Origin of the sequence: Paenibacillus sp. FSL L8-0644, from assembly GCF_038008165.1 — a bacterium.
GTDB lineage: Bacteria > Bacillota > Bacilli > Paenibacillales > Paenibacillaceae > Paenibacillus > Paenibacillus polymyxa_D.
Map to the genome: position 1 here is coordinate 5,333,499 of NZ_JBBOYN010000001.1, position 25,790 is coordinate 5,359,288.

Here is a 25,790-nt window from a genome sequence, read left to right on the forward strand (position 1 = left end):
AATTTGTTTTATGTCAGCATTTTACCAAAAAAATCGGTAGCGCTGGTTCTTTTGGTTCTGCAGGCGGGGACATCGAGGTATTACGGTATAAGTAAGTATACCGAACAATATACTTTCTCACCAGCAGTATACAGAGTAACTTGGCACGGTGATAAAAAAAAGGCGGTCCAGAGGACCACCCACCACCTTAGAATCCGTTATTTTCGATCACTTGTTTGAACCAGTGCCCACTCTGTTTAACGGATCTTTTGCCGCCGTCCTGAAGATCGACAGACACAAAACCATAGCGATTCTTATAAGCATTCGTCCAGGACCAGTTGTCCATAAACGTCCATAAGTGATAGCCTTTCACATTGGAGCCCTCCAAGATGGCCCGTTGAACCCATTTGAGATGCTCACGGATAAAATCAATGCGATAGTCATCATGGATCATGCCGTGCTCATCCCTGAATTTTTCCTCGCCTTGAACACCCATCCCATTTTCTGAAATGAAGCATTCAATGTTGCCGTAATTCAGTCTGACATTGGTCAGAATGTCGTAAATGCCCTTCTCATAAATCTCCCAGCCCCGCATCTCATTCATCTTACGGCCAGGCATAGCGTAATAATCGAAGAATCGTTCCGGCACAAAAGGCGCATCTGGATTCGGCAGACTTTCGCGAGCCTTGACTCTGCGAGGCTGATAATAGTTAATCCCCAGCAGGCCCACCGTGCCTTGACGTATAATCTCCCGGTCCCCGTCTTCCATCAGCGGTACAAAGCCCTCTTGGCGCAACAGTTCCACGAGCAAAGGGTTAAATTCTCCCGTCACAGATGGGTCTAAAAAGGAACGGTTAAAGAACGCATCGCATATTTCAGCAGCCTGCACGTCTGCCGGGTGCTGACTACGCGGATAGGTCGGCGTCAGGTTCAAAATAATTCCGATTTTGCCCTTGTAGCCTCCCTCTTTGTATGCCTTAATGGCACTCGCGCTCGATAACAGGGTATGGTATCCCACCTGTACAGCTTTACCGAAATCCACTTCATTCGGATAATGGAAATCGTACAGATAGCCGCCTTCCACTGGGACAATCGGCTCATTATGCGTAAACCATTTGGCCACACGATCTCCGAATAGCCCAAAGCAAGTGTTAGCGTAATCTACGTAAGCTTCGACCGTCTCCCGGTTCACCCATCCTCCTTTTTCCTGTAAAGCCATCGGCAAATCAAAATGATACAAACTCACAAATGGCTCAATCCCCGCCTGATGCAACTCTGCAATGACGGCATTATAGAAATCAACCGCCTTCTGGTTCATCGCACCCCTTCCCGCTGGAAACAGACGCGACCAGGAAATAGAGAACCGGAAGGAGTTGTGACCAAGCTCTTTCATGAGTGCAATATCTTCTTTGTAACGGGTATAGAAACGGGACGTTTCGCCAGGTCCAACCCCGTCATAAAAACGGTTCGGCTCCTGCTCAAACCAATAATCCCAAATGTTCGGTCCTTTGCCGTCTCCCTCCATGGTTCCTTCTGTCTGGGTAGCCGAGGCCGATGAGCCCCACCAGAAGTCGGATGGAAAACGGTATTGAATGGTTTGCTGCTCGATATCTTTCATTTCGGTATGATTCACAGCTCTACTCCTCTCTCTTTTGCATGAATAAGCTGCTAATCCAGCAGCTTATTCACATTACATTCCAACAGTTTGATCCTTACCTGCAATGGCTGCTTGGTTAAGCTCCTCTTCCTGCTCTTTACGAACGTTCATCCGATCAATAAATTTCAGGAATGGGAACCAAATGACAAAAACGACAGCCATATTAAACAACTGCAGTACGCCTCCCATTAGAGATCCCGTAGCCATCATTCCACTAAAGAACAACGGCATCGTCCAAGGGACCTGTATTCCGTTAGGCGGTGGTACAAGCCCGGTGGACATCGCGAAGTAAGTAATCAGCGTAACGATCATTGGAGCAATGACCCATGGGACAAAAATAAGCGGATTCATCACAATCGGCAAACCGAAAATGACGGGTTCATTGACATTGAACAGACCTGGTCCAATGGCCAACTTACTGACCTGCTTCAATTGCTTGCTCTTCAGGAAGATCAGAATCGTGAGCACGACTGCCAGTGTCATACCTGTACCACCGATACCTACGGTATAAATATCCACAAACTGCTTGGTGATAATATGCGGCAGTTCCGCTCCTTTGGAGTATGCTTCATAGTTTTCAAGTGCCAGCGTATTCCAGATCGGCTCCATAACCGAGTTGATAATGATTTGACCATGAAGACCAAAGAACCATAAAAGCTGAACAAAGAAAATAGCAATCAATGTAGGGATAATGCCACTGCCCAAATGTACCAGCGGTGCCTGTACGGCATGATAAATCAGATCATGCAGGTTATTATGAAGGGTCAGTGTAACTACAACATTAATGATCAAAAATATGCCCAATGTAATACATGCCGGAAGCAAAGCGGCAAATGACTTGGCAACTGCCGGCGGAACGCCTGGAGGCATTTTGATAATAATGTTCCGCTGTGTCACTCTTCGGTAAATTTCACCAGCTATAAAAGCAACGATCATGCCAAGGAACATGCCTTTGGCCCCAATCCGATCCAACGGAATGACACCAGCAATCGTGGCACCGCTTTCTTGTGTCAGCACAAACGGGGTGAGCATCAAGAAGCTGACCAACGCGATCATGCCGCCGAATATGGGCTCGACCTTATAACTTCGGGATAAATAATAGCCGATCCCGACAACCACGAATAAGGTCATGATGTTCAGTGTGGCACTCGGCGCAATGTTCAGCAGACTGTTAAAAGTTGTATAATTGCCGTCGCCCATCCACCCTTTTAGAAACGGCAGATTGATAATAACGACGATGATGGAGCCAAAAACTGTTAATGGAAATGACAACATAAATGCATCACGTAGTACAGTAAGATAGCGGTTGTTGTTCAGTTTACCGGCAATAGGTATCAGTATCCGGCTTAATTTCTCAAACAAAGCCTATTCCTCCCCGCGAAGTGACTTGCATCAATAGGGTTGCAAGCTTTTTATGTCCTAAATTTCACATACTTATATGTTTCGCTATAAATTTCTGGATTTGAACAGCTCCAGCAATTCTAGAACCAGGTCTTTCATGGTAACCGTGGACATCAGATGATCCTCGGCATGCATCAGAAGGAGCGAGAAGGGAGTTTGGGTACCTCCCGCTTCCTTCTTAACCATTTGAAAATGGATATCATGTGCAGCACGTAAATCCTGCTTGGCTTGTTTGAGCAGTTCGTCCGCACCTTCTACATTCTCATTTCGGTATTCGGTCAGCGCCTGAATTACTTTACTGCGAGCGCTTCCACTATGAAGAATAAGTTGGAAACTAATCTGTTCTTCCGTCAGTTCAGCTATATTGACTTTATCCATTTTTGCGTTCCACCAGCTTCACGGCCTGTTCATAGGCTTTCTTACCGTCAACCATTCCGTAGGCCATCATGTCGATCACTTCTACGTGAATACCATATGGAGCTGCTTCCTTTTCCAGTTGTCCTTTCAGAAAACTCATTTGTGGTCCAATCAATACCGCGTCAGCCTTAGCCATGTCTTCTGCCGCCTGATCTTGACCTACTGCCCAAATTTCAGCCTCGTCCCCAATGGACTTAGCATATTCCTGCATCTTAGTAACCAGCAAACTTGTAGACATACCTGAGCTGCACGCCAGTAAAATTTTTTTCATGATTATTCCTTCCCTTCAAGGTATTATTGGATGTTAAGTACTAGAAAACGTTTACAGCGTAATTATAAATCCAGTCTTTTGATTTGTCTATACATTTAGGTTATATGTATAGACTTTTTTTAAAATGACACGACTTCTCCACTTTTTTTCTTGAAAATGAACGTGATCTCTTATCTTTAATCTCTCAGTAATAGCTGAAAATTAGAAAAATTTAGAATATCAAGAAACATTCCTACATTTTTATCGTCTATATTATGGAAGACCTTACGTATGGGGGTAAGATTTTCCGAAGCCCAAAGTTAAAAAATCAAATCAACTCATAAAGGAGCTTATGCATGTTAAAAAAGTTAGGATTAGCTGCATTGATTCTGGTTACTAGCCTCTCCGTTATTGGAACAGGCTGGGCCGCATCCAGCACAACAACCATTGAAGTTTCTAAAACTGCTCTGGATTACAACATTGCTCGCCCGCTGAGCGATGGTGCTTTTCATGATGGCTTATTGGCCGCTGAAACATCCGCTGGAAACCTTGTGTATTACAATACCAAAGGAGCAAAAGCTTTCTCACTTCCCGCCGAGCTTAAACCCGTTGGCGATTTTCATGAGCAGCGAGCCGTCGTCAAAAATACAAAAACCAATCTCTATGGGTACATGAACACCAAAGGAACACTAGTCATCCCTTGCCAATATACCGAAGCCAATTTCTTTTCGGAAGGAAAAGCCAAGGTCACCATAGCAGACACCAAAGAAAATGCAATTATAGATCGAACGGGAAAAATCCTTTCTCATTTTAAAGAAAATGTGGATTCAGAATATATATTTACGGACGGTCTGGCTCTTGCCTACGCCCCCAACACTGGCAAGATCGGTTTTGTGAATGCCTCTGGTCAACTAGCGATTCCTTATAAATACAAATACAGTCGTGGTTTCTCGGATGGCTTGGCTATTGTTCAAAATAGCAAAGAGCTCTACGGGTATATCAATACAGCAGGGAAAGAAGTCATTCCTCTTCAATATAAATCTGGCGGAGACTTCTCGGAGGGATTGGCCCCGGTGCAAAATACCAAGGGGAAATGGGGATTCATCAATAAACAGGGGAAAGTCGTGATTCCCTTTAAATTTACGGATGCTCAGAATTTTAGTGAAGGCCTGGCGAGTGTGAAAAATGCAAAAAACGAAATCGGATTTATTGATAAAAACGGAACGCTGGTCATTAAATATCAACTTAAATATGATGTTACCTCTCCGTTCAAAGAAGGCTTTGCTTTAGTCGGTAAACAAACACAATCATCCGTCTCAGACGGCAAATTTGGCTACATCAATCGTCAAGGGCAACTGCTGACTAAACTTGAGTACAGAGCGGAATCCTCCTCCTTCTCCAATGGCTATGCTGTTGCTTTTATCAAGCCAGGCAAAGCTTTCATTGTATCTAAACATTCCGTTTCAAAATAAAAAAGACGACCCCGGAAACAGATCGAGTGGATCTGCTTCCGGGGTCATTAAATTTCCAGTATATCGAATATAATTAGTCGTGTGTGTAGAATTTCACTCCAGGCAGATCTGCTGCCACCCACGAATAGTTAATGGTGTTACTGTTATAATTCTTGGTCCCCGCCTGAGCAACCTGTACTTCTTTCAAAATCGTAATCGATGAACCCTTCGGTCTGACAACGACTACATGACCATGTCCATCCTCTTTTTTGATCCCGATCGTAGGATACCCGAGATTAGCTCTTTTTTGAGCATCCTGAAAGGTTACAGAGTACCAGCCCGGCGCTTTTTTATTCAGTAAAGCATCAGCCATTTGATTGGCTAAGCCGCTTGGCAAGGGTGCTGACATCGCAGACATCACGTCTTGAGCGAAAATATTACATTTCGTTCCACCTACTGGCGAATACTTCTTGTTCGTTTCTACCTTAAAACCGTCAATTACAGATGCGTAAGTACTTGCACTTCTAGCCATTGAAATTCCCCCTGAATATAAGTTGTAGAGGAAATGAACGGAGTCGCTTGAACATCTGAATGGCTCCACATTCAATTGATGTTGGCCTCCATTCCCTCTCAACTATTAGGGTGATTTCCGCCTTACTTTAACAACGCAATACCACGGAAAAATTAACTTATTTTTATTTTTCTATTTAAATTTAAATTCCATCTACAGTGATGGCACGGCCTTCTGATCCATTAGGTTGAGAAAATAAAACGCCTTTCTCGTTAATCATCACTTAACTGAAGGCTTTCTTCACTGATTACGGTTGGAACGATAAGCTCAGGAGTAGTCGTAGGCTTAGCTTGTGTTAAATAGTCTGCTGCCCCCACCATCAGAGCGATGCCGATAAATAGCACGATCCAATTACGATTCTTTTTTATCATCTGTACCTCTCATTCTTCACTTCGCCCGTTCAGCCACTTGAACCAATGGAGCAGATGACTGAATCGGTATTCATGCTGCAAAGCATACGTCCATACTTCAGGCTCTTCACCGGGTTCCTTCCAGACGAGCATGGAAAAGTGACCCTCTTCCTCGCTTGCAACCGACAGCAGCGAAAGACGATCATCCCCGAATCGGTATGGAGCCGATTCCACCCAGTAATTCCGCATATCGCTGATCCAGCTGCGAAACTGCTCTGTACCTGCGATCCGCAGCACCTCATCCGGCAGGAGCAGGTGCTCGTCGATGTCCTTCCAATCCCCCGCATATCGGTACCGCGCTGCCAGCATCGGACTGAGCAGTCGGGTTTTACCCGGGGCCAACGTAGGCATATAGGCGACGGGAACGACCGGACCGATACTCTGGATAGCATAAGACCGAGCTTCCTCCTCACTCATTCCGTAGGACATCGCCTCCGCAAGAAAATGGTTTCGTCTTACACCAAATTGATGCTGATACTGTGACATCTCATCCTGTAGCTCCAATACCATACCCTCCACTGTATCTGTTCCGATCATTCCCAAACACCTCTCATTCCAAAATATAGTTGTGCAATTCTCGTTGCGCTCGATACTTTGCCCAATTGAATTCAGACCAAGCCGATTCTTCTCTCGTCATGCTCGTCAAACGGGCTTGTAAAAACTCATCCAGCGCTCCATGTTCCTTACGGCTAAAGTCAATCAGCAGCGGAATCGCGTCCGCCGATAGCTCACTCAAATATTCCTTATCTATCACCGATGTCGTGCGATACCGTTCGAGATTATTTTCAGCAATCCGTATATCAATGCCCACATAGTTCACGACGACATAGGCGACCAGAGCGAGTACAATATAATATTTCGCCAACGGCAGTTGACGGAAATGAATGCGCATTGCTGCAATAAGCAGTAGCAAGCCCAGAAAAATCATAAACGCGTGTACCAAATAGCGGGTGTACGTATAGCCGTATGCTTCTTCGTACATAACCAGCCGGGTATATCCCGAATACAGCATCACACCCGAACAACCCACGAGTATGTACAGCAGGCCGCTGTTCATTTTTTGCACTATACCTGAGCCAAATTCAGTCCACTTCAATACACTGATCATCAGCACAAAGTTGATACCTGTTACCATAACCAGCTCCCCGAATCCTCTTCTCGCATATTCGGCATACGAGGTTCCTTCGGGCAGAGCACCTTCCCATGCACCAAACAAATATCCGAACTGCAACACGACGAACACAACATACACCAAATTCATGACAATCAGCACCGTAGCGGTAATTACAGGATCAAACTTGATCGCAACCGGCTCGTGGTAAGGTACTGTTGATGACTGAGTTTCTCTCTGCGTATTACGCGGAGCAGGCTGTACAAATCCCCACAAGTAACAGAAGAAACAGAAGGTGAAAAAGCAGATCCAGATCAGCCGCGGCAAACCACTCCCAAAGGTCAATGTGCCAATCCATTCGGGTATGCCAGATAACAACTTTTCGAACATCCCGTCTGCCGAAGCCAGCAGAGATATAATAATGAGTAGCAACGGCAAGGCAATAAGTAGACCGATTATCACTTTACCCAATACACGCTTACGCTCATCCTTTACATTCCGAAAGGCTGCCGTCTTAAACATTCGAAACGGAGTCACGATATGGCGGAAATTTTGATAAAACCAATGGCTTAGCGCCTGACCGATAATACCGGGTTCTGACCAGCCATGCCTTTTCTCCCCGAACAGCAGCACCATATGTACGCTAATCAGAGCAGGTATCGCCAGCGCATTTAACACATATAGGATCGGATTATTGAACAGCACGTATGTCAATGCCAGCATGAAAATGATCACAAACAGCAAACGCCCTATCCATGATTTGAGCTGGAAACGATCTCGATTAAAGGCATACATATAGGCGTAAAACCCAATAACAAAAATTGGCATAGACACGCCCAGCCCATGTCCGAAGAACAGATATTGATGAACCAGCGCCAACACAATTGCGCCAGCAAAGGCAGACAGAAACGACGTTTTCGGCAAAGACGTTCCATTCATCTTGTCATGCATGATAAATACCTCCGCAAATATGCTTTATAACCCTTATTGTAGATGATAAAATAAGAAGATAAAGAGAAATTAATTCAAACAAAATTTCCTATTTTATAAAAGTGGCTACGCTTTTAATCAAATATAGGGGAAACGGAGCAACCTTGAATGAAACTCCATGCCCAATTTTTACGACTTCACTCACACGCAGCTGACGACAAGGACGAAAACCATACTATAGAGACGACGCTGGATGAGCTGGCAGCTATTTTTGACTGTACTCACCGCAACGCCTTGATGATCATTCAGAAAATGGAGCAGCATGACTGGATACAATGGACTCCCCGCCGAGGCAGAGGCCGCCGCTCCAGTCTGCGCTTCCTTATTCAGCCGGAAGACATTGCCGTGCAATCCATGATGCAAGCCATAGACCGCCATGATATCAAACGCGCGCTGGATGAGATCCGAGTTCATTCGCGCTCCTCCACCATGCAAGAGCATTTGCAAGGCTGGCTGCTAAATTATTTTGGGCACCACGCGGAGGTGCGCAGTGATCAGCAGCAGATCGACACGCTGCGTCTGCCTATTCGCCAGCAACTTTATACGCTGGACCCGTTGTACTTGAACTGGCTTGCCGAGTCCTTCGTATCCAGCCACGTCTTTGATGGCCTGGCCCGTCGGGCGAACGAAAGCGGCGAGATTTTGCCGGGATTGGCGCACGCTTGGGAGGTGGACACCACTCGTACACAGTGGACTTTTTTCCTGCGTAAAGAAGTGCTGTTTCATAACGGAAAAATACTCACCGCTGAAGACGTCGTCTATACCTTTGAGCGACTGAGTCGGGCCCCGGGAAGGAGACTTTACCATTTTATCGTCCGGCAAATTCAGCACGTCCAGGCTTTAAGTCCGACGATGGTACGCTTCGTACTAAAGGAGCCAAACGAGCTATTTCTATCCTTCCTGTGTACCAGCCGGGCTGCGATTGTGCCGCGTGAGCTTAATCAGGTGGGTGAAGCCGCCTTTGGCATCCACCCTGTCGGTACAGGGGCATTCAAAGTCACGGAAATGAACGAGAGCCTGTGTACACTGGAGGCTTTCGCACCTTATTTTCAAGGCCGAGCTCATCTGGACCGAGTGGAAATTGTCCAACTCCCGTGGGCGACTAAGCTGGAATCGTCGGATACGGAAGACACCGCTTCTTCTTTTCACATTATCCATAATCCCGTATCGGCGGGAGATACGGATACCGCATGGAGCCAGATTCACTCGGCGGCTTCGGTACGCAAATTTATCACATGTAATACACACAAGGATGGACCGCTGCGTAACCCAGAAATACGTGCCCGCATTGTAGCATGTCTGGATCATCGCTCCCTTCCTCCAGCAGTAAATTCATCTAACGATTCTTTTGAACCACTGGCGGCACTGCAAATTGCTACCATTCCCGAGTATAAAGCGGACGCAGACCGGGTTGCGGCTCAGCTCGAATCCTGTGGGTATACCTGTAACATCGTGGCCGCATCTATGAATGAATTCAAAAGCTCATCTATCCGTATGGAGTCAGACTTAATCATCTTTTCTCTCTTTCGTGACCGTGATGAGCAATTACGCCTGTTTGACTTGTATCTGAATGTATCCGGACATGTTGAGCCTCATAGCCGTGTGGATATCGAAAGACTGCTGCGTGAAATTGCACGGGAGGCCGATCACACTGTTAGGGCGCAGCAATTTGAACATATCGAAACTCGGCTCATGGATGAGCACCAGCTGCATATTTTATATGAAAAACCCGTTCAGACGGCCTATCTCCCTTCTGTGCGCGGCGTATCTTTTAACAGTCAGGGCTGGGTGGATCTGCGTCATGTCTGGTTTCCACCTGCTGTACCTCCATCATCCAAGCCTTGAGCCAAGCGGTCCATTCAAGCGCATCGGATGACCAAAAAAAGGTATCCTCTTTTCACAAGAGGATACCTTTTGGGTTACGACAATCCAGACCTTTTCAAGTAGATGGTTCAAGGGATGAAAGCGCCCATCCCCCCAACCCATGACTGTGGACATCGCTAGGATCTTCCATAGGAGGGGTAACGGGTGGAAAATTCAACAGGATAAAAACATTAAATGCGAGCAGAGAAAAAACGATCTTTTTTATCATGGATGTACTCTACCTCTCCAAGTAAGTTTTTATATTCCTCTTTGTCCTGAGAAGTGGCAGTATGCCGATACTTTTCAAATAATCCTACACATTTGATGGTGACAGGATTACCATTCAGCACGACGGAATAAGAAAGGCTCTCAAGCAAGAATTTCATACCTTTGGTATAACGGTGTTTGTTGAGATCATAACAAGCCATCTCTGCCAAAAATCGTGCATAGAGATCTGCTGACATTTGCTCCGTATAAGTGCCTACCTTAACATGCTGATCTGCAAATGCCTCAATTTGTTTTTCAAAACGTTGCAGTACATGGTCTACATTAAAATCATAACGGTTGGCCGCTACCATAATTTTATGTAACCCCACGAGAATTTCGCCTTCGTTTTTTTCCAAATAATCTACATACTGTGGAATCACATCCAGACTGCCGGACATCAACTGGTATAAATACCCGTTGGCCTCAGCCCAGTTGCTACAAAGGGCCTTCAAACGCCGAGCTTCTTCCGTATCCTCTTGCACCCAGCTCAAATCAGAGTATAGGGATACAAATTCCAGTGCCTTCTGATAATCCCCGCGCTCATCCCACACCCCGGCACGCAGCACGTAAGAATATACAATATACATAAACAAAGGACCCTTAGGTTCCTTGCCACGCTCCGGTCTTCTGGTATTTCCGTATTTTTGCTCGTATTGTACCTTGGCTTTTTGAGCCATTTTTTCAGCATACCATTCTACTTTATCCCAACGCCGCAAGGAGGCATAGGTATTAGCCAAGTCTCTTAAGGCATCCAGTTGGTCTGCTTCACCCAGTCGGTCCACAAAGCTTTCGAAATGTGTGGCTGCCCATAAATTTTCGTCCTGGTCATCACCAACGGCAATCGTAAATAAACGGTATTGGCAGAGCGCCAGACGCTCTGAATGTTGGTACTTCTCACTTTCCGAAACATTTTTATAAATAATTGCAGCAGCCTCGAGCTTACCTTCGCTGAATAATTCTTCTGCTGTCTCAAACAAAGCTGGGGCGTATATGAGATAGTCCATCATAAACTCCACGACTTGCTTAATACAATCCAGTTTGTTCAGCTCTGCACAGCGATGCAAAAAGGGACGAACCCGTCGCCAATTCGGTGCCGTATTCCGTATAAATTCATCAATGTATAACTCATAGAGGCTCCCTTCTTCAAGCCCCATGCCTGCACCAATCCTATCCAACAGCAGCATCGCAATCGGACGATTACCGTTAATAATGGCACTGATCGTTCCTGCATTAATACCTGTGTTCTCCCCAAACTTACTAATCGTAATTCCTTCTCGTCTGATGTACTGTTCCAGCTCTGCGCGAATTGTGGTTGTTTCCTTCAAACCAGGCACCCCCAGGGATTACTTGCATGATTACAATACAAAAAAAGAAAATTCCCGTGAATATTCCCTTAATTATACAAAAGAAAGCTCGCTTAGCCAACCGCTCCAGTAAATTTATATCAAAAAATTCAATAATTCTCCGAATTGCCGTATACTACGGGGAGGTGAGCCGAGCAGCTACACCCAATCGGTACGCAGGAAAGGATACGACAAATGGACAACACCCCTACAGCAGAACAAGAAATTGCACAATGGATGGTCGCGCAGATCCGTGAAGTGGGCACCCTGAAACAAGAAGATGCAATTGCATATGTACGCTCTAAGTATGGAGAGCAGTATGTGTTTATAAGCGAGCATGGTCATGTATCTCTGGAAAAAGAAATCAAAAAAGCATTTCGCAAGCTTCATGGTGGCAGAATCGCCTGGGATCGTGACGGATTTCTCTGGGCCTGGACTTAACAAGCAAAAGCATCTGCCCTAGGCAGGTGCTTTTTTAATGATTTATCCATATATCCTCTGAAGTCGGTTAATTTCTTCCTTCACAAACTGTCGGAGTATTACAGGCTCCACAACTTCAACCCTGCCAATCCAATCCATAGCATCGCGGCAGGCCGCTTCATAACTATACATGTTGACCGTTAGAATGAAATGAGTGCCTTCCTGTACAGACTGGATGATTTCCATCCTTTTCGCTATGATTTCCGCTTGCTTCTTATTCGTTCGGATCAGAACGGGATAGTATTCTTTCTCTGCACAAAGCTGCTTAAACGCGGTTTCTTGTCTCATCCAATGATGCTCCAGCGAAAAATCCTCCGGAACCTCAAAGACTTCCGCAGACGGCTGAACCTCCTTGATTCGCTCACACTTAAAGGTCCGAACCTCCCGCCCAACTTCACAGAAGGCAATGAGGTACCAATCTCCTTTTTTCACCACAAGTCCGTAGGGATGCACATGACGGGAAGAACAGATTCCGTCAGCTTTTTCATATTGAATGTTTATTTTATGGGACCCCCACACCGCAGCTCTTACGGACTCAAGACAAGGAATGGCTATACGTTCCGTCCACCACGGCGTATCATCAAAATAAAACCGCGCTTTGGCTTTCTTAATATCGGACTGATACGAGTCTGGCATCGTCTGTTCCAGTTTGAGCAGAGCATTCTTTAACTTCAAACCCGATTCCGTGGGCCCGCCTGTATAAATGCCCATCCCTGTTAAATACAACTGAATGACATCCCCGCCATTCAACTGTTTCAGGTTCGCCGTATAACCCTCCATTAAATAAATTCCGCCCTTCGGGCCGGAAGCGGTAACAATCGGAACGCCGGCTTCAGCCAGGAGGTCGATATCCCTGTAGATGGAGCGTACAGAGGTTTCCAGTGCCAACGCCAATTCCTTGGCTTTCATTCTCCCTCTAGATTCGATACATAATAAAATCGCGATTAAACGATGCAGTCTCACAATCATTCCTCCACAATAGATGGTTAACCCGAATTGAAAAGATAATGCAAAGATTGTTGACACCCTGTTGGCAGTAATAGGTGTGTATCATAGAAGTAAAGAGGTGTGATGGATGATGAATATTGGAATATTGGGGACGGGATTCGGCGCGTATCATGCCTCACTGTTAAACAACCATCCCAAGGTAAACAGAATCATGGTATTTGGAAGGAACGAAGCCAAGCTGCAAAAGCTGAAAGAGGAGCTAAACGTAGAAGTCACACAAAATATAGAGGATATTCTGCTGGATCCAGACGTGGATATCGTCGATCTATGCCTGCCTTCCCACCTGCATAGGTCATATGCGGTGGACGCGCTGAAGCACGGTAAGCATGTATTTTGTGAAACACCCGTTTGCTTTGATCTCGAAGACGCTCTTCTTATGCAACAAGCTGAGAAGCAATATGACAAAAAGATTCTGGTCAACCAGTTCATTAAGTTTGACCCTGCCTATACCTATCTGTATGAAGCATACCGCCAACAGAAATACGGGAAGCTCATCTCCTTATCTTTGAAAAGAGAAACGCCTCCTCTGTGGGGGGATCTTGGACTAAGCTCCATTCCTACTCAGTTCATGATTCATGAACTGGATTTATTGACCTGGCTATTAGGCCCCTGTGATCCTTGTACAGTCTGGGGTACAGAAGTTACTCATCCTGAACAAGCACAGATTCGGGCTTACTTTCAGCATCGGGATACTTTCACAGAAGTCATCGCCTCATCCCACTTGCCGGGAAGCTACCCATTCACAGTGGCCTATGAGGCTTATTTTGAAAAGGCCAAGCTGGTATTTCATGAAAGCGACGAAAACGATCTTATACCTACCGCATTATATGAGTATACCGTATCAGGACAGCAAGAAATCAACCTCGAATCTGCCAATCCATATGAAAAAAGCTTGGATCATGCACTTGAATGCTTTGGTGGACATCCGGAAAGCCTGATTCCACTGGAATCGGCTGTACAAGCGCTGAAAGTAGCTATTGAGATTAAAAGCAGACTGGGGCAAGCCCAGCGTTAACCCGGTATTTTTGCAAAATCCTCATCTACGGAAATCAGCTTCCTATAAGGAAGCTGTATCCGCAGGCAAGGAAACTTCGTCCGCGTAGTTCGTTGCCATAATCTTGGCTACCCCTGCCGGATCGGTCGTCTGCCCCAACGCCCACATCATTTTCGTCACCAGCGCTTCCGTTGTCATGTCATACCCCGGAATAACACCCTTCTCCAGTACCTTTTGCCCCACCTCGTAAATCGTCAAATCCCCGCCCTCATAAGGACATTGAGTAGTCACGACAATACTCATACCGTCCTTCATCAATTCCTCGATTTTGCTGATTAGGCTCCTTTCTTTAAACGGGACGCCGCCCATACCAAAGCCCTCAATGACGATACCTTTATAGCCCAAGCCCTGAATGGCATCGAAAATCGCCGGATTCGTACCCGGAATCAGCCTGAGCAGAAATACCTCCGAAGCATACCCGTCGTTGTATGGGTGACGAGCGGTACCGCGATTTGCAAATACGCCCTCCGTATAGATCACCTTACCGTTCTCCACGAGTCCGATATACGGATAGTTAATACTCTCAAAAGCATTATAGCTGCGTGTTCTGATCTTCGAACTGCGGCTACCGTTGATAATTTTGCCGTTAAACACGACAAAAACCCCGGCCACCTCGCCACATGCGGTCAGGAATGAGTCGATTACATTTTTTTTGGAATCGCTGTGCTCCGCCAAAATAGAAACCTGCGAACCTGTCACGACGACGGGTTTGTCTACAGTTCCCAACATGAAGCTCAAGACTGAAGCCGTATAAGCCATTGTATCCGTGCCGTGTGCAATGACAATACCGTCGTATTGATCGAGCGAACGATGTACCATCCGGGCGATGGAAGCCCAATCCTCAGGTTGTGTATTTGTGCTATCAATGCTCATCAGATTATGGGCATCAATCTCGCAAATCTCCTTCAGTTCCGGAATTTCCGCCAAAATATTTTCAGCCGATTGGGTCGGTGTCAGGCCGTTTTCCTGATAGGAGGAAGAAATGGTCCCTCCGGTATTAATGAACAAAACCTTTTTCATATCCAATGTTCCTTCCCGATTACATCTTCACTGTATTGTTCTTAGAATTTATCATGAATAAGTGTGATAAGCTACTTTGCAATGGAAAAGAATCGGAGATATGAGGGGCCAAAAAAGCACGACAAACAAGCGCGGGCTTTCCTTCCTCCTGCGACTTGTCTAACGTGCTTTTTACATAGGTGCAATAAGTCCACAGCGCTGCACATACCTATAAGCTATCCACGTACTTCTTATGGGGATACAGGCTGCTCCTGTGGCGCTCTCTGTACCAACGCTTTGCCCAGAAACTGCCGTGTCCGTTCTTCCTTCGGATTGGTGAAAAACTGCTCCACGGGTCCCTGCTCCACGATCACGCCATGCTCCATCAGCACAACCCGATCCGCTACATCTCTCGCAAAACCAAGCTCATGCGTGACAATAATCATCGTATTGCCTTCACTCGCCACCTTTTGAATCACGGACAGCACTTCATCCACCAGTTCAGGATCAAGTGAAGATGTCGGTTCATCGAACAACAACACCTGCGGATTTAGTGCCAAAGCACGGGCAATCGCAACTCGCTGCTGCTGTCCACCCGAAAGCTGGGCAGGATAGTAAGTCATACGATCCTTTAACCCGACCTTTTCCAGAATGCCTTCACTGATCTCCCTCGCCTGCTTACGATCCAGCTTTTTCACACTGGTCAGACCAATCATCACATTGTGGAGTGCATTCAAATTTTTAAACAACTGATATTGCTGAAATACCATTGCCGTTGCCATCCGTAGTCCGAGAATGTCCTTTTTTCCCGCCTTGGCCGCGTCTACCTTTACACCGTCAATTTCAATGACACCACTGGTCGGCTGTTCCAAAAAATTAATGCTGCGCAGCAGCGTGGACTTCCCCGATCCGCTTGGGCCCAGGATCACTACGACTTCTCCCTTGCCCACCGTCAGGTCTATACCCTTCAACACGTGATGCTGTCCAAAATGCTTATGAATTTGATGAAGTTGAATCATACCCTTACTCACTTCTTTCGTAAATTCGAATACGCTTCTCCAGCACGACAAGCCCGCGCTCAATAATAATACATACCAACCAGTAAATCAGAGACACCGCAACATATACCTCAAAAAAGGCCAGCGCCCGCGCGCCCATAATTTTAGCCTGTCCCATCATATCGACGACACCGATCATAAAAATAAAGGACGTATCCTTCACCGTACTAATCAGCGTGTTTCCCAAATTGGGTAAAGCCACCGTTAGCGCTTGTGGCAGTACAATTTTGAGCATAATCTGTGTTTGGCTCATACCAATGGAATTGGCAGCCTCAAATTGTCCCCGGTCGACGGAATGAATCGCCGCCCGGAACGTCTCCGACAAATATCCCCCGAGGTTCAATGAAAATGAGAGCAACGCAAACAGCTCGGGCGGAATGACATAGACATTGAATTGCTGTAAGAATCCATATTCGCTCTGGAAATAATACAGAAACTTGGGTATTCCGTAATATACGAGAAACAGCTGCACAATGAGCGGTGTTCCCCGAATGTACGAGACATACAACGTAGACAATGGCGCCAAGACAGGCACCTTGTATATCCGGATTAAAGCCGTAGCTAACCCGATGATCCCACCCAGCAGCATGGACACAAACGCAATCCATAAGGTCACGGGGAGATACTCGACGATCTGGGGAAGGCTTTTCAACATATAATCAAGATCAAACAGCTTTTCCATAGGAACCCCACTTTACCCTTTACATTGTTATTACTGAGGAATAAATTCTCCACCTGTCCACTGTTCAGACAATTTTTTCAGTGTTCCGTCCGTTTTCAGCTCTTTAATGATCGGGTCGATTTTAGCTTTCAGCTCTTCGCCCTGCTTATCCTTTTTAAACACCAGGTTGATGTTATCACTTTGCACCGGCTCGCCCACAGCTTCCACCTGCAAACCTTCCTTCTTGATCGTTGCCGCCGCCATAACCGGATCATTCACATAAGCGTCCACTCGGCCATTTTGCACGTCTTGAAGGTTATCGGACGAAGTGCCTGTATCATTGTATTTTAAAATAATTTTATTCCCGTTCTTCGCATTATACTGTTCCAGCAACTGTGTGTAGGAGTCGCCTACCGAGGCTGCTACCTTCTTGCCTTCCAAATCCTTGAGGGAATGAATATCCGTTCTACCCTTTTTCACAATAATAACCGACTGAGCCGAGAAATAGGACTCATCCGAGAACAAATACTTCTTCTCACGTTCAGGATTTTTGGCAACTTCATCTGCGATCATCTGAACTTTATTCGAATCCAGGGCAAGGAATATCGCATCCCAACCCGAAGGTACAAATTCAATCTTATACCCGTCCAGCTTCTTGTCGATCTCCTTGACTACTTCCACATCGTATCCGGTCAGCTCATTTTTATCATTCGTAAAGGCAAACGGTGGGTAGTCATTTTGTGTGCCAACATAGATGACCTTTTCCCCCAATGCCGCATCCTTCGAGGAACATCCACTCAAGGCACCCGTTAATAACACCAGAGATAGGCCAATCGCTGCTACCAAAGCAGATTTCTTCATATTATGACATCCCCTTTTTAATATCCAAGTAATTTACTATGATTTTATATTATAACGGGTTATTCAAATAATACAACAAGTAAATTTCATATTGATTATTTAGCTATATGTTGCACAAAAAAGGACCCTTGCGGGTCCACTGTTATCCATGAAGCGGAAAACGTTCTGCTGGATGCTCTGGCAAAATGGACGAGATCAACCGTCGTACAGCGGGATGAGCAGAGTCCAAAATCTGATCCTTCTCATCACAGCGCTCGATCAATCTCCCGTGCTCCATCACAGCAATGCCATCGCAGACGGCGTATGCCGCCCGAATATCATGCGTGATGAACAGATATGACAATCCAAACGAAGATTTCAGTTCTCCCAGCAGGGTTAAAATGTGCATCTGGTGAACCATATCCAGACTGCTGACGGACTCATCCAGCACGATCAGCTTTGGTTTAAGCGCAATCGCCCGTGCAATGTTGATCCGCTGCAATTGTCCGCCACTGAACTGATGCGGATATTTAATCCGATCCTCTGGCTTGAGGCCAACCCGTTCCAGTAGGCTTTCGACTGTTCTTTTTTGTTCCTGCGCCGATAACCGTTCGTAATTGTCCAAAGGCTCCCCAATAATCTGCCCAGCGGTCATTCGGGGGTTTACAGCAGAGTGGCAGTCCTGAAATACGACTTGCATATCCCGTCGCAGTCCCCTGAGGACCTGGGGACTCGCATTATAAATGTCCTGTCCCTGGAACAGAACCTGACCCTCCTGCGGCTTCTCCAGCCCTAGAATAATCTTGCCCAGCGTGCTTTTACCAGCTCCACTGGTTCCAAGTAAGCCCAGGCAAAATCCACTCTCTATAGTAAGCGAAACGTTAGCCAACACAGGGGGACGTGGTTCAGAGCGGCCCAGCCATTTGCGCCTTCCATAGCTATGGGTTACTTCCTTCACTTGTAGCATGCGCATTCGCTCCCCTTTTGAAAGTGTGACCGTCGAACAGGCGACTAACCACCTACCTGATTTATGCCCCGAAGAGACAACTTGGGTCTGACATGCAGCAGCATTTTCGTATATTCATCCTGCGGGTGATCGAACAACTGATGGACCTCAGCCTGCTCAACAATACGACCCTGCTGCATGACAGCCACTTCATCCGCCAATTGGGAAATGACGCCCAGATCATGCGAGATCAGCAAAATGGACGTATTGTATTCCGTACGCAAGCGATCCAGCTCTCTTAGCACCTGTAGCTGATTGACCACATCAAGCGCCGTCGTTGGTTCATCAGCAATAACCACTGCTGGCCGCAGGCACATGGAAATGGCGATCATGACCCGTTGCAGCATCCCTCCGCTCAACTGAAATGAATAACGCTTCATCAGCTTGGCTGGATCGGGCAAATTCATATTTTCCAGAGCCGTTATGGCAAGATCACGGGCCTGTCGTTTGGTTAATCCGGTGTGCGTGCGGACCGTTTCCATAAACTGAGCTCCGATCGTATACACTGGCGTAAAGGCACTCATCGGATTTTGCATAATAAACGCGATTTCCTTGCCCCGAATACGGCGCATCTCCTCGGCCGCCATTCCGTTCAGCTCACGCCCGTTCAGACGGACACTACCTTCCACGTCCATCGTCTGGCGATCCAGCAATTGGAGCAACGCTTTACAAGTCACGGTTTTACCGCTTCCACTCTCGCCGACAAGACCCAGAACTTGTCCCCTTCTCAGCTCAAAATGAATTGGCTCCAGCAGAGACACCGCTCCTGCATCGGTTTTGAGCTTCACCTGTAAGTCGCTGACCTCCAGCACCTTCGCCCTGTCGTCCATCGTTGTAACTCACTCCTGTTTTACTGACGTTTGGCAATTCCGTATCGGTCGGACAGCGCCTCCCCCAATATATTGAAGGCCATCACCACCACCAGAATCATAACCCCCGGATAGATCATTAATTCCGGATGGCTGCGGATGTATCCCGTTCCCTCATGAATCATCGCTCCCCATTCGGGAGTCGGCGGTTGGATGCCCAAACCGAGGAACGACAACGCGGAAATATCCATGATCGCCCAGCCCATTTCCAGCGTACCAATGACCACAATCGGCCGCAGCACATTCGGAATAATATGCCGCCGGATAATGGCTCCTGAGGAGGACCCGCTGATCCTTGCGGCAGCTATAAAATTCCGTTCTTTCAGACTGACGACCATATTGCGGCACATTCTGGCATAATACACCCACTGCACCATCATTAATGCAAGCAGCACCTGCATGAGGCCCGGTCCAAAAATACCGACAATGCCCAGCACAAGCACCAAATTCGGAAACGCCATAATACCTTCACAAAACCGCATCAGCACACTATCGACCCAGCCGCCCACATAACCCGCAAGCGACCCGACCACAACGCCGATGCTAAGCGAGGACAGGAAAATTAAGGTTGCAAAGCCTAGCGAAATCCGTGCGCCATACAGCAACCGGGATAAATTGCACCGACCCAAATGATCAGTTCCCAACCAGTACTCTTTGGAAGGTCCCTCCAGCTTGTGCAGTAAACTGACTTTAACCGGATCATGGGGAGCCAGCCAAGGAGCTAGCGCCATAATAATAAAAAGAGCAGCCAGTACGACAGAGCAGACCACGATTACCTTTTGACCTTTGAACATTGTACGCAATCTTATCATCACTGCTCTGCTCGTCCCTTCGATGGAATTCGGGGGTCCATATACAAATGCACCAGATCAACGAGCAAATTGCATACGATGAACAGGCATGCCGCCAAAAACACATAGCATTGTATGACGGGAATATCCCGGTTAAAAATCGCCTCCACAAAATAACGGCCAAACCCGGGCCATGAAAACACCTGCTCCACAATAATCGTTCCGGTCAAAAGTTTGCCCAGGTTCATACCCATACTTGTAATCAGTGGAGCAATGGCAATTTTCAGTACATGCTTGAGCATGATCACCCGCTCACGGAGTCCTCTAGTTCTGGCATACTGCACATACGTTTCCTGCAGCTGCTCCAACACACTGGAACGCAGCAGGCGCGTATATAAAGCAATCAGAACCAGCGACAGGGTTAACGTGGGCAGCACCAGATGCTGCCACGTTCCTCGCCCCTCTACAGGGAGCCAATCCAATCGGACAGAGAAAAAGAAGATTAACAAATATCCCAGCCAGAACTGGGGAATAGACGCCCCAAAATATGAAATTCCTCGACTAAGCATGTCGATCCAGCCATTTTTACGCATCGCCGCTAGCACGCCCAACGGGATACTCACTAGAATAGATAGCACCATACTGCTCACAGCCAATTCAAAAGTGGCGGGCAGCCGAACTTTGACCTCATCCCATACCGGCTTGTTGGTCAGATACGAAGTACCAAAGTCCAATTGACTGATTCTTTGAAGTGTATGCATATACTGCGTCAGCAAAGGCTGATCCAGCCCGAACTCATGTCTTTTCTGCTCCAGAATCTCTGGAGTAGGATAAATATGAGCAGCCGTCAAATAGGCCTCGGCCGGATCAACTGGTGAAATATGAATCAGTGCAAAGGTAACGAGGGTGGCAAAGAGAACAATAGGAATGACCGCTACCATTCGCTTCCCGATATAGCTGATCATGAGTTGTCCTCCTATCCTGTAAACGAACGTTACCCTTCGGTTTTAACTACTTCCCGATTTCAAGCCCACCAAACGGATTTTCATCCCGGTTGGCCGGGAATACAAAGTTCGTAATCTTTTTCTGATACACTGCCGTTTTCTTAATATACGAAATAGGCACAATGGCAGATTGCTCCTGAAGCGTCTTCAGAATCGAAGCATACAGCTCTTGGCGCTTGGTTTCATCTGTCGATGAGAGCGCCTCGTGTACTTGCTGATCCAGATCTTTCTTCATCGGAAGGGCGCTCAGCGTCTCGGAAATTCCGAAGCTCTTCTTGGCAATGACGTTAATAAAGGAATGCGGATCATAAGGCGCACCATAGTTATACCAGAAGTACAGATCAAACTGGTTGGATCTAAGGCGCTTAATTTGAACCGTCAGCTCCAGTCCGGTCAGGTTCACTTTGACACCCAGTTCTCCCCATTCAGCCTGAATGGTTTCAGCCATCGCCTTTTGGATTGGATCGGTTTTATCAAAAATCAGCTCAAAATCCAGCTGTTGTCCGTCTTTTTCCCGTACTGTACCGCCTGCGGGCAGCTTCCAGCCAGCCTCATCCAGCAACGCTTTGGATTTTTCCACATCATAGCCAACAGGCTGTAGGTTTACATTCGTATACGGATAGTTTTTGGATAAAACCGTATCCGCTTTTTCCTCCAGCCCTGAAGTCACACCTTCCACCATTGCCTGCTTGTTAAAGCCATGCTGGAGCGCCAGACGTACCCGAAGGTCTGCCAGCTTGGGATTGGACGAGTTGAGCAACAGACTTCTTGTTCCGACAGGCTCGGACAGCGTGGTAACATACTGATTCGTGTCGCGAAGCTGTTTGAAGGCATCCAGACTAATGACACCCTCTCCATAAATCAGATCCAGGTCGCCTTTTTCAAAGGCCATCACACGGGTTTCGCCATCGGGAATGATTTTTACCGTAATTTTATCCACCTTCGGTGCAGTACCCCAATAGTTCGGATTACGCTTAAAGGTTGCATACTCATCTTGCTTGTATTCATCCAGCATCCAAGGTCCTGTACCTACAGGTTTCTTGATTCCTTTGGACGTATCTCCATCATCCGGGAACCCGGCTTCACCCAGAAAACGGAACGGGCGAACGACAGACAAATCCTGAAGCACTGGGTAGTATGGCTCTTTGAGCGTCATTCGGAAGGTGCTGTCATCTACGGCTTCAGTTTTGTCGAGAACGCCTACTATACCAAGCCAGCTGTGCGTCTTCTCATTTTTCATGATAGCGTCAAAGTTCTTTTTGACAATGGCCGCATTAAATAGCGTACCATCCGAAAATTTCACATCTTTGCGCAGCTTAAACGTATATGTCTTACCGTCCTTGGAAATAGTCCAGGATTCAGCCAAAGCAGGTTCCAGCTTGCCTCCTTGCTTGTAGCTGACTAACGGCTCATAAACCATGGATTGTGCAAAAAGTTGGGAAGGATTGTATACATGAGGATTCATCGTGCCAATGTCACGCGGCCACGATAGCGTGATCGACTTTTCATTGGCAGCTCCGTCAGTAGAGGTGGATGCAGGTGTGTTCTCCTGCTTTGCGCAGCCCAAAACAACGGATAATAAGAGGAGCGCCACCAACATAAGGGTAGCAGTCTTGCGGTGTCGAACGGACATCAATGTATTTCCCCTTTTCTATATATGTGATAATGATTATCATAATCATATTTAGAATAGGTATCACGCTCAATTTTGTCAACACTATTCGACAAGCAACCCTCTTATTTCTTTTAAATTTGTGAAATGAGGATTTTGAAAAATCCTAAACTTATGGCTTAATTCGCCAACGTTTGAAATAGAGTACGCGTGTACTCATGCTGTAACAATTCTTCATCCCATTCCTTAAATATTTCCACAATCTCCCCCTGAACCATGACGGCAACGCGGTCACAAAACTGACGAGTAGATGGGAGATCGTGAGTGATAAATAGGTAGGACAACTGACGTTCCACCTGCATTCTCTTGAGCATGTCCAATACAGAAGACTGCGTTGTCGTATCCAGATTGGCGATCGATTCATCGAACAAGATAATATTTGGCTCCACCGCCAAAGCTCGGGCAATACATACCCGCTGCTTTTGTCCGCCACTCAGCTGAGCTGGGTATTTTTCCAGACTGTCAGCCTCTAATCCTACCGATTCCAATAGAGACAGACAAATATCCAGCGCCTGCGCTTTTCGCTCAGGGAAATAGTTGTGGATTGGCTCCATTAAAATATCTCGAATGGTCATACGGGGATGTAGCGAGGAGGACGAATCCTGTGCAACCAACTGGATTCGCTTGTACAGCTGAACATCCTTCATCTTTCCGGTGTGAATGGGCTGTTCATCCAGCCAAATCTCTCCTGAGGTCAACGACTCCAGCCCCAGAATACATTGTGCCAGCGTGCTTTTGCCACTTCCACTTTCTCCAACCAGTCCAAGACATTCTCCTTGTCGTAGCTCCAGACTCACCTTCTTCACGGCCTGTTCGCTATCTTGCGTGCTGAACCAACCTTTTCTCCGTTTGCGGACAGGGTATGCTTTTGTCACATTCTTCAATTCCAGCATCACTGGTGCATCCTTCCTTCCGGGCTCATCTCCAACACTCGATCTGCTATGCGACTCATACCCTGGCGATCATGTGAGATCAACAATATGGTGAGATCAAAGTCTTCTCTCAACTGTTGCAGCAATGCCAAGACCTTGTCGCGGTTGATCACATCCAGCGCCGTAGTCGGCTCGTCGGCAATAAAGAGGCTCGGACCGGAGCTTAGCATGGCAGCCAGCAGCACCCTTTGACACATGCCTCCGCTTAGTTCAAAAGGATACGACGACAAAATATGCTCAGGATCTTCAAACCCTACCTTGCAGAGCAGAGAGCGCAAATAGGCCTCCCGCACTGGATTAGCGCCTCCTCTGGCTATCTCCGAGACACGGCTCAGCATCTGCCGTATCCGTGGCAGCACGCCCAGTGGGTGGACTTGCTGCGGTGCATTGTGGGATAATGCAGCACCAGCGTGCTCCGGCTCCATCTGGTCATGCGGCATCCAACGCCGCCCGTGCAGTCTAAGCGTATCCATCAGCTGGGCGCGGACAGTCCGGATTGGGTTTAACCCGCTCAGCGATTGTTGAATGAGCAGGGCAATATCCTCTCGTCGCAGCCTTTGCCAGCGCCGTTCCTGGAACGGGAGAATGTCTTCCCCGTTATAGTAGATACGCCCATGCGTAACACCGATACCTGGCTCCAGCATGCCTGCGATTGCGTGTGCGGTCAGGCTCTTGCCGCATCCGCTCGGTCCGGTCAGGGCCACAATCTCCCCTGAATATATGGAAAAGCTCACATCACGCAGCAGTGGTTTGCTCCCACTTCTGCTTGCTCCTGCGCCTGTGCGGCAGATTTCCAAATGTTCCACGTGTAACAACGGTTTTCGACCTGCCACTTGTTCTATCGTATCCTTGCCCCCAAGGGCTGTTTGATCCTCCACTATTTGGCCGCCTCCTTTTCCGAAAAACGGTCGCCCAAAAGCTGGCAGGCAAGTACGAATAGCATAATCGCCAAGCCTGGGAAAATTATGACATGCGGAGCCACCTGAAAATATGAGGTGGCATCATGCAGCATCACGCCCCATTCTGGCCTGGGCGGCTGTACACCCAGTCCAAGAAAGGACAGCCCAGCGATCATCAGCACCACGCGTCCGATATCCCATATCGCATAAACCAACAACTGCGGCAACGCTTGTGGCAATACATAACGGCTCAGTATACGTACGTGTGAATTGCCGGATAAACGGGCATACCGAACGTAGTCCTCCTGACAGGCTTTTTGAACCAGACTACGGATATACCGGACATAGCCCGCCCACCTTACCGCAATAATCGCAAGGGTCATGTTAACAAAACCTGGGCCCAAAATGCCCACAATCGCCACCGTTAAAATAATATCAGGAAAAGCCAGTACCCCGTCGATTCCTCGCATAACCAGCTGGTCCACGCGTCCACGCACATAACCAATAAGCAACCCTATAGGCAGACTGAAGCACAACGTAGCTACAGTAATCGCACATGCGATTAGCACGCTCATCCGAATCCCGTAAATTAGCCGTGATAGCACATCCCGGCCCAGATGATCCGTACCGAAAGGATATTTCCGGCTGGGTGGTGCCAGACGGTTCAAAAGGTCCACTTGGAGAGGATCATGAGGAGCGACCCATGGAGCCAATAACCCAAGCAGCACGATCAGACCAAACAGTACGCCTCCTGCCAGCAAGCTCCCTTGAAAGGAAAGCCGTATCTTTTTCATTTTCAGCTTCCCC

The 25,790-nt window shown here is 47.2% G+C and carries 26 protein-coding genes; 4 read left to right on the forward strand and 22 right to left on the reverse strand.

All coding sequences use genetic code 11. The annotated features are described in order from the left end of the window. Positions 1-187: 187 nt before the first annotated feature. From NSS94_RS24140 to NSS94_RS24155, 4 genes are all read right to left on the reverse strand, one after another. A complete protein-coding gene (locus NSS94_RS24140) occupies positions 188-1,597 on the reverse strand; it encodes a glycoside hydrolase family 1 protein (protein WP_049817047.1) in 1,410 nt (469 codons plus the stop codon). 72 nt (positions 1,598-1,669) lie between these two features. Continuing rightward, a complete protein-coding gene (celB, locus tag NSS94_RS24145; protein ID WP_340886811.1) occupies positions 1,670-2,998 on the reverse strand; it encodes a PTS cellobiose transporter subunit IIC in 1,329 nt (442 codons plus the stop codon). Positions 2,999-3,082: 84 nt separating this feature from the next. Then, positions 3,083-3,415: a PTS lactose/cellobiose transporter subunit IIA gene (locus NSS94_RS24150; protein ID WP_013312602.1), complete on the reverse strand. Its 333-nt coding sequence runs from the start codon at positions 3,413-3,415 to the stop codon at positions 3,083-3,085. Beyond that, a complete protein-coding gene (locus tag NSS94_RS24155; RefSeq protein ID WP_029518773.1) occupies positions 3,408-3,725 on the reverse strand; it encodes a PTS sugar transporter subunit IIB in 318 nt (105 codons plus the stop codon). The genes NSS94_RS24150 and NSS94_RS24155 overlap by 8 nt, the downstream gene beginning before the upstream one ends. A gap of 335 nt (positions 3,726-4,060) precedes the next feature. Here NSS94_RS24155 and NSS94_RS24160 point away from each other — a divergent pair, with 335 nt between their 5' ends. Further along, complete coding sequence (locus NSS94_RS24160) at positions 4,061-5,176, forward strand: WG repeat-containing protein (RefSeq protein ID WP_029518774.1); 1,116 nt, start codon at positions 4,061-4,063, stop codon at positions 5,174-5,176. A 73-nt stretch (positions 5,177-5,249) separates the two neighbouring features. Here NSS94_RS24160 and NSS94_RS24165 read toward each other — a convergent pair whose 3' ends face one another. The 4 genes from NSS94_RS24165 to NSS94_RS24180 all read right to left on the reverse strand — a co-directional run bounded on the left by NSS94_RS24165 (position 5,250) and on the right by NSS94_RS24180 (position 8,198). Further along, positions 5,250-5,687, reverse strand: a complete 438-nt coding sequence (locus NSS94_RS24165) for a hypothetical protein (protein WP_165145680.1) — start codon at positions 5,685-5,687, stop codon at positions 5,250-5,252. A gap of 251 nt (positions 5,688-5,938) precedes the next feature. Continuing rightward, positions 5,939-6,097 carry a hypothetical protein gene (locus NSS94_RS24170; RefSeq protein WP_176715748.1) on the reverse strand — a complete coding sequence of 53 codons (159 nt, stop codon included), beginning with the start codon at positions 6,095-6,097 and terminating at the stop codon, positions 5,939-5,941. Positions 6,098-6,106: 9 nt separating this feature from the next. Continuing rightward, complete coding sequence (locus tag NSS94_RS24175; RefSeq protein WP_341040304.1) at positions 6,107-6,673, reverse strand: hypothetical protein; 567 nt, start codon at positions 6,671-6,673, stop codon at positions 6,107-6,109. A 13-nt stretch (positions 6,674-6,686) separates the two neighbouring features. Then, complete coding sequence (locus tag NSS94_RS24180) at positions 6,687-8,198, reverse strand: DUF4153 domain-containing protein (RefSeq protein ID WP_029518789.1); 1,512 nt, start codon at positions 8,196-8,198, stop codon at positions 6,687-6,689. 147 nt (positions 8,199-8,345) lie between these two features. Between NSS94_RS24180 and NSS94_RS24185 the strand changes: the two genes are divergently transcribed. Then, entirely contained in the window at positions 8,346-10,082 is a 1,737-nt protein-coding gene (locus tag NSS94_RS24185) for an ABC transporter substrate-binding protein (protein ID WP_341040306.1), read from the forward strand. Positions 10,083-10,291: 209 nt separating this feature from the next. Here NSS94_RS24185 and NSS94_RS24190 read toward each other — a convergent pair whose 3' ends face one another. Beyond that, positions 10,292-11,692, reverse strand: coding sequence for a transcriptional regulator (locus NSS94_RS24190; RefSeq protein WP_069012261.1), 1,401 nt, complete (start codon positions 11,690-11,692; stop codon positions 10,292-10,294). 213 nt (positions 11,693-11,905) lie between these two features. Between NSS94_RS24190 and NSS94_RS24195 the strand changes: the two genes are divergently transcribed. Continuing rightward, complete coding sequence (locus tag NSS94_RS24195) at positions 11,906-12,151, forward strand: DUF6953 family protein (protein ID WP_340957405.1); 246 nt, start codon at positions 11,906-11,908, stop codon at positions 12,149-12,151. Positions 12,152-12,193: 42 nt separating this feature from the next. Here the strand turns inward: NSS94_RS24195 and NSS94_RS24200 are convergent, their stop codons facing one another. Next, entirely contained in the window at positions 12,194-13,153 is a 960-nt protein-coding gene (locus tag NSS94_RS24200) for a helix-turn-helix transcriptional regulator (protein ID WP_029518794.1), read from the reverse strand. Positions 13,154-13,265: 112 nt separating this feature from the next. Here NSS94_RS24200 and NSS94_RS24205 point away from each other — a divergent pair, with 112 nt between their 5' ends. Next, positions 13,266-14,213, forward strand: a complete 948-nt coding sequence (locus NSS94_RS24205; protein ID WP_341040308.1) for a Gfo/Idh/MocA family protein — start codon at positions 13,266-13,268, stop codon at positions 14,211-14,213. Between the two features lie 42 nt (positions 14,214-14,255). Here NSS94_RS24205 and NSS94_RS24210 read toward each other — a convergent pair whose 3' ends face one another. The 12 genes from NSS94_RS24210 to NSS94_RS24265 form a co-directional block, all read right to left on the reverse strand. Then, complete coding sequence (locus tag NSS94_RS24210; protein WP_341040309.1) at positions 14,256-15,272, reverse strand: asparaginase; 1,017 nt, start codon at positions 15,270-15,272, stop codon at positions 14,256-14,258. A 230-nt stretch (positions 15,273-15,502) separates the two neighbouring features. Next, positions 15,503-16,270, reverse strand: a complete 768-nt coding sequence (locus NSS94_RS24215; protein ID WP_029518797.1) for an amino acid ABC transporter ATP-binding protein — start codon at positions 16,268-16,270, stop codon at positions 15,503-15,505. 4 nt (positions 16,271-16,274) lie between these two features. Continuing rightward, positions 16,275-16,991: an amino acid ABC transporter permease gene (locus NSS94_RS24220; protein WP_013312615.1), complete on the reverse strand. Its 717-nt coding sequence runs from the start codon at positions 16,989-16,991 to the stop codon at positions 16,275-16,277. 30 nt (positions 16,992-17,021) lie between these two features. Continuing rightward, the gene (locus NSS94_RS24225) at positions 17,022-17,831 is read right to left on the reverse strand and encodes a transporter substrate-binding domain-containing protein (RefSeq protein ID WP_341040311.1); all 810 of its coding nucleotides are present in this window, start codon (positions 17,829-17,831) and stop codon (positions 17,022-17,024) included. Between the two features lie 142 nt (positions 17,832-17,973). Continuing rightward, positions 17,974-18,783, reverse strand: a complete 810-nt coding sequence (gene nikE, locus NSS94_RS24230) for a nickel import ATP-binding protein NikE (protein WP_341040312.1) — start codon at positions 18,781-18,783, stop codon at positions 17,974-17,976. Between the two features lie 38 nt (positions 18,784-18,821). Beyond that, the gene (locus NSS94_RS24235) at positions 18,822-19,646 is read right to left on the reverse strand and encodes an ABC transporter ATP-binding protein (RefSeq protein WP_069012267.1); all 825 of its coding nucleotides are present in this window, start codon (positions 19,644-19,646) and stop codon (positions 18,822-18,824) included. Positions 19,647-19,666: 20 nt separating this feature from the next. Then, complete coding sequence (gene nikC, locus NSS94_RS24240) at positions 19,667-20,497, reverse strand: nickel ABC transporter permease subunit NikC (RefSeq protein ID WP_080658671.1); 831 nt, start codon at positions 20,495-20,497, stop codon at positions 19,667-19,669. After that, on the reverse strand, positions 20,497-21,441 hold the full coding sequence (nikB, locus tag NSS94_RS24245; protein WP_341040313.1) for a nickel ABC transporter permease subunit NikB: 945 nt from the start codon (positions 21,439-21,441) through the stop codon (positions 20,497-20,499). The genes nikC and nikB overlap by 1 nt, the downstream gene beginning before the upstream one ends. A 46-nt stretch (positions 21,442-21,487) precedes the next feature. Then, positions 21,488-23,113 carry a nickel ABC transporter substrate-binding protein gene (nikA, locus tag NSS94_RS24250; protein WP_069012270.1) on the reverse strand — a complete coding sequence of 542 codons (1,626 nt, stop codon included), beginning with the start codon at positions 23,111-23,113 and terminating at the stop codon, positions 21,488-21,490. A gap of 158 nt (positions 23,114-23,271) precedes the next feature. Further along, positions 23,272-24,048, reverse strand: coding sequence for an ABC transporter ATP-binding protein (locus NSS94_RS24255; RefSeq protein ID WP_340886838.1), 777 nt, complete (start codon positions 24,046-24,048; stop codon positions 23,272-23,274). Further along, entirely contained in the window at positions 24,045-24,962 is a 918-nt protein-coding gene (locus NSS94_RS24260) for an ATP-binding cassette domain-containing protein (RefSeq protein WP_341040314.1), read from the reverse strand. Before NSS94_RS24260 ends, NSS94_RS24255 begins: the two co-directional genes overlap by 4 nt. Further along, entirely contained in the window at positions 24,962-25,777 is an 816-nt protein-coding gene (locus tag NSS94_RS24265) for an ABC transporter permease (RefSeq protein WP_341040315.1), read from the reverse strand. The genes NSS94_RS24260 and NSS94_RS24265 overlap by 1 nt, the downstream gene beginning before the upstream one ends. Between the last annotated feature and the right edge of the window lie 13 nt (positions 25,778-25,790).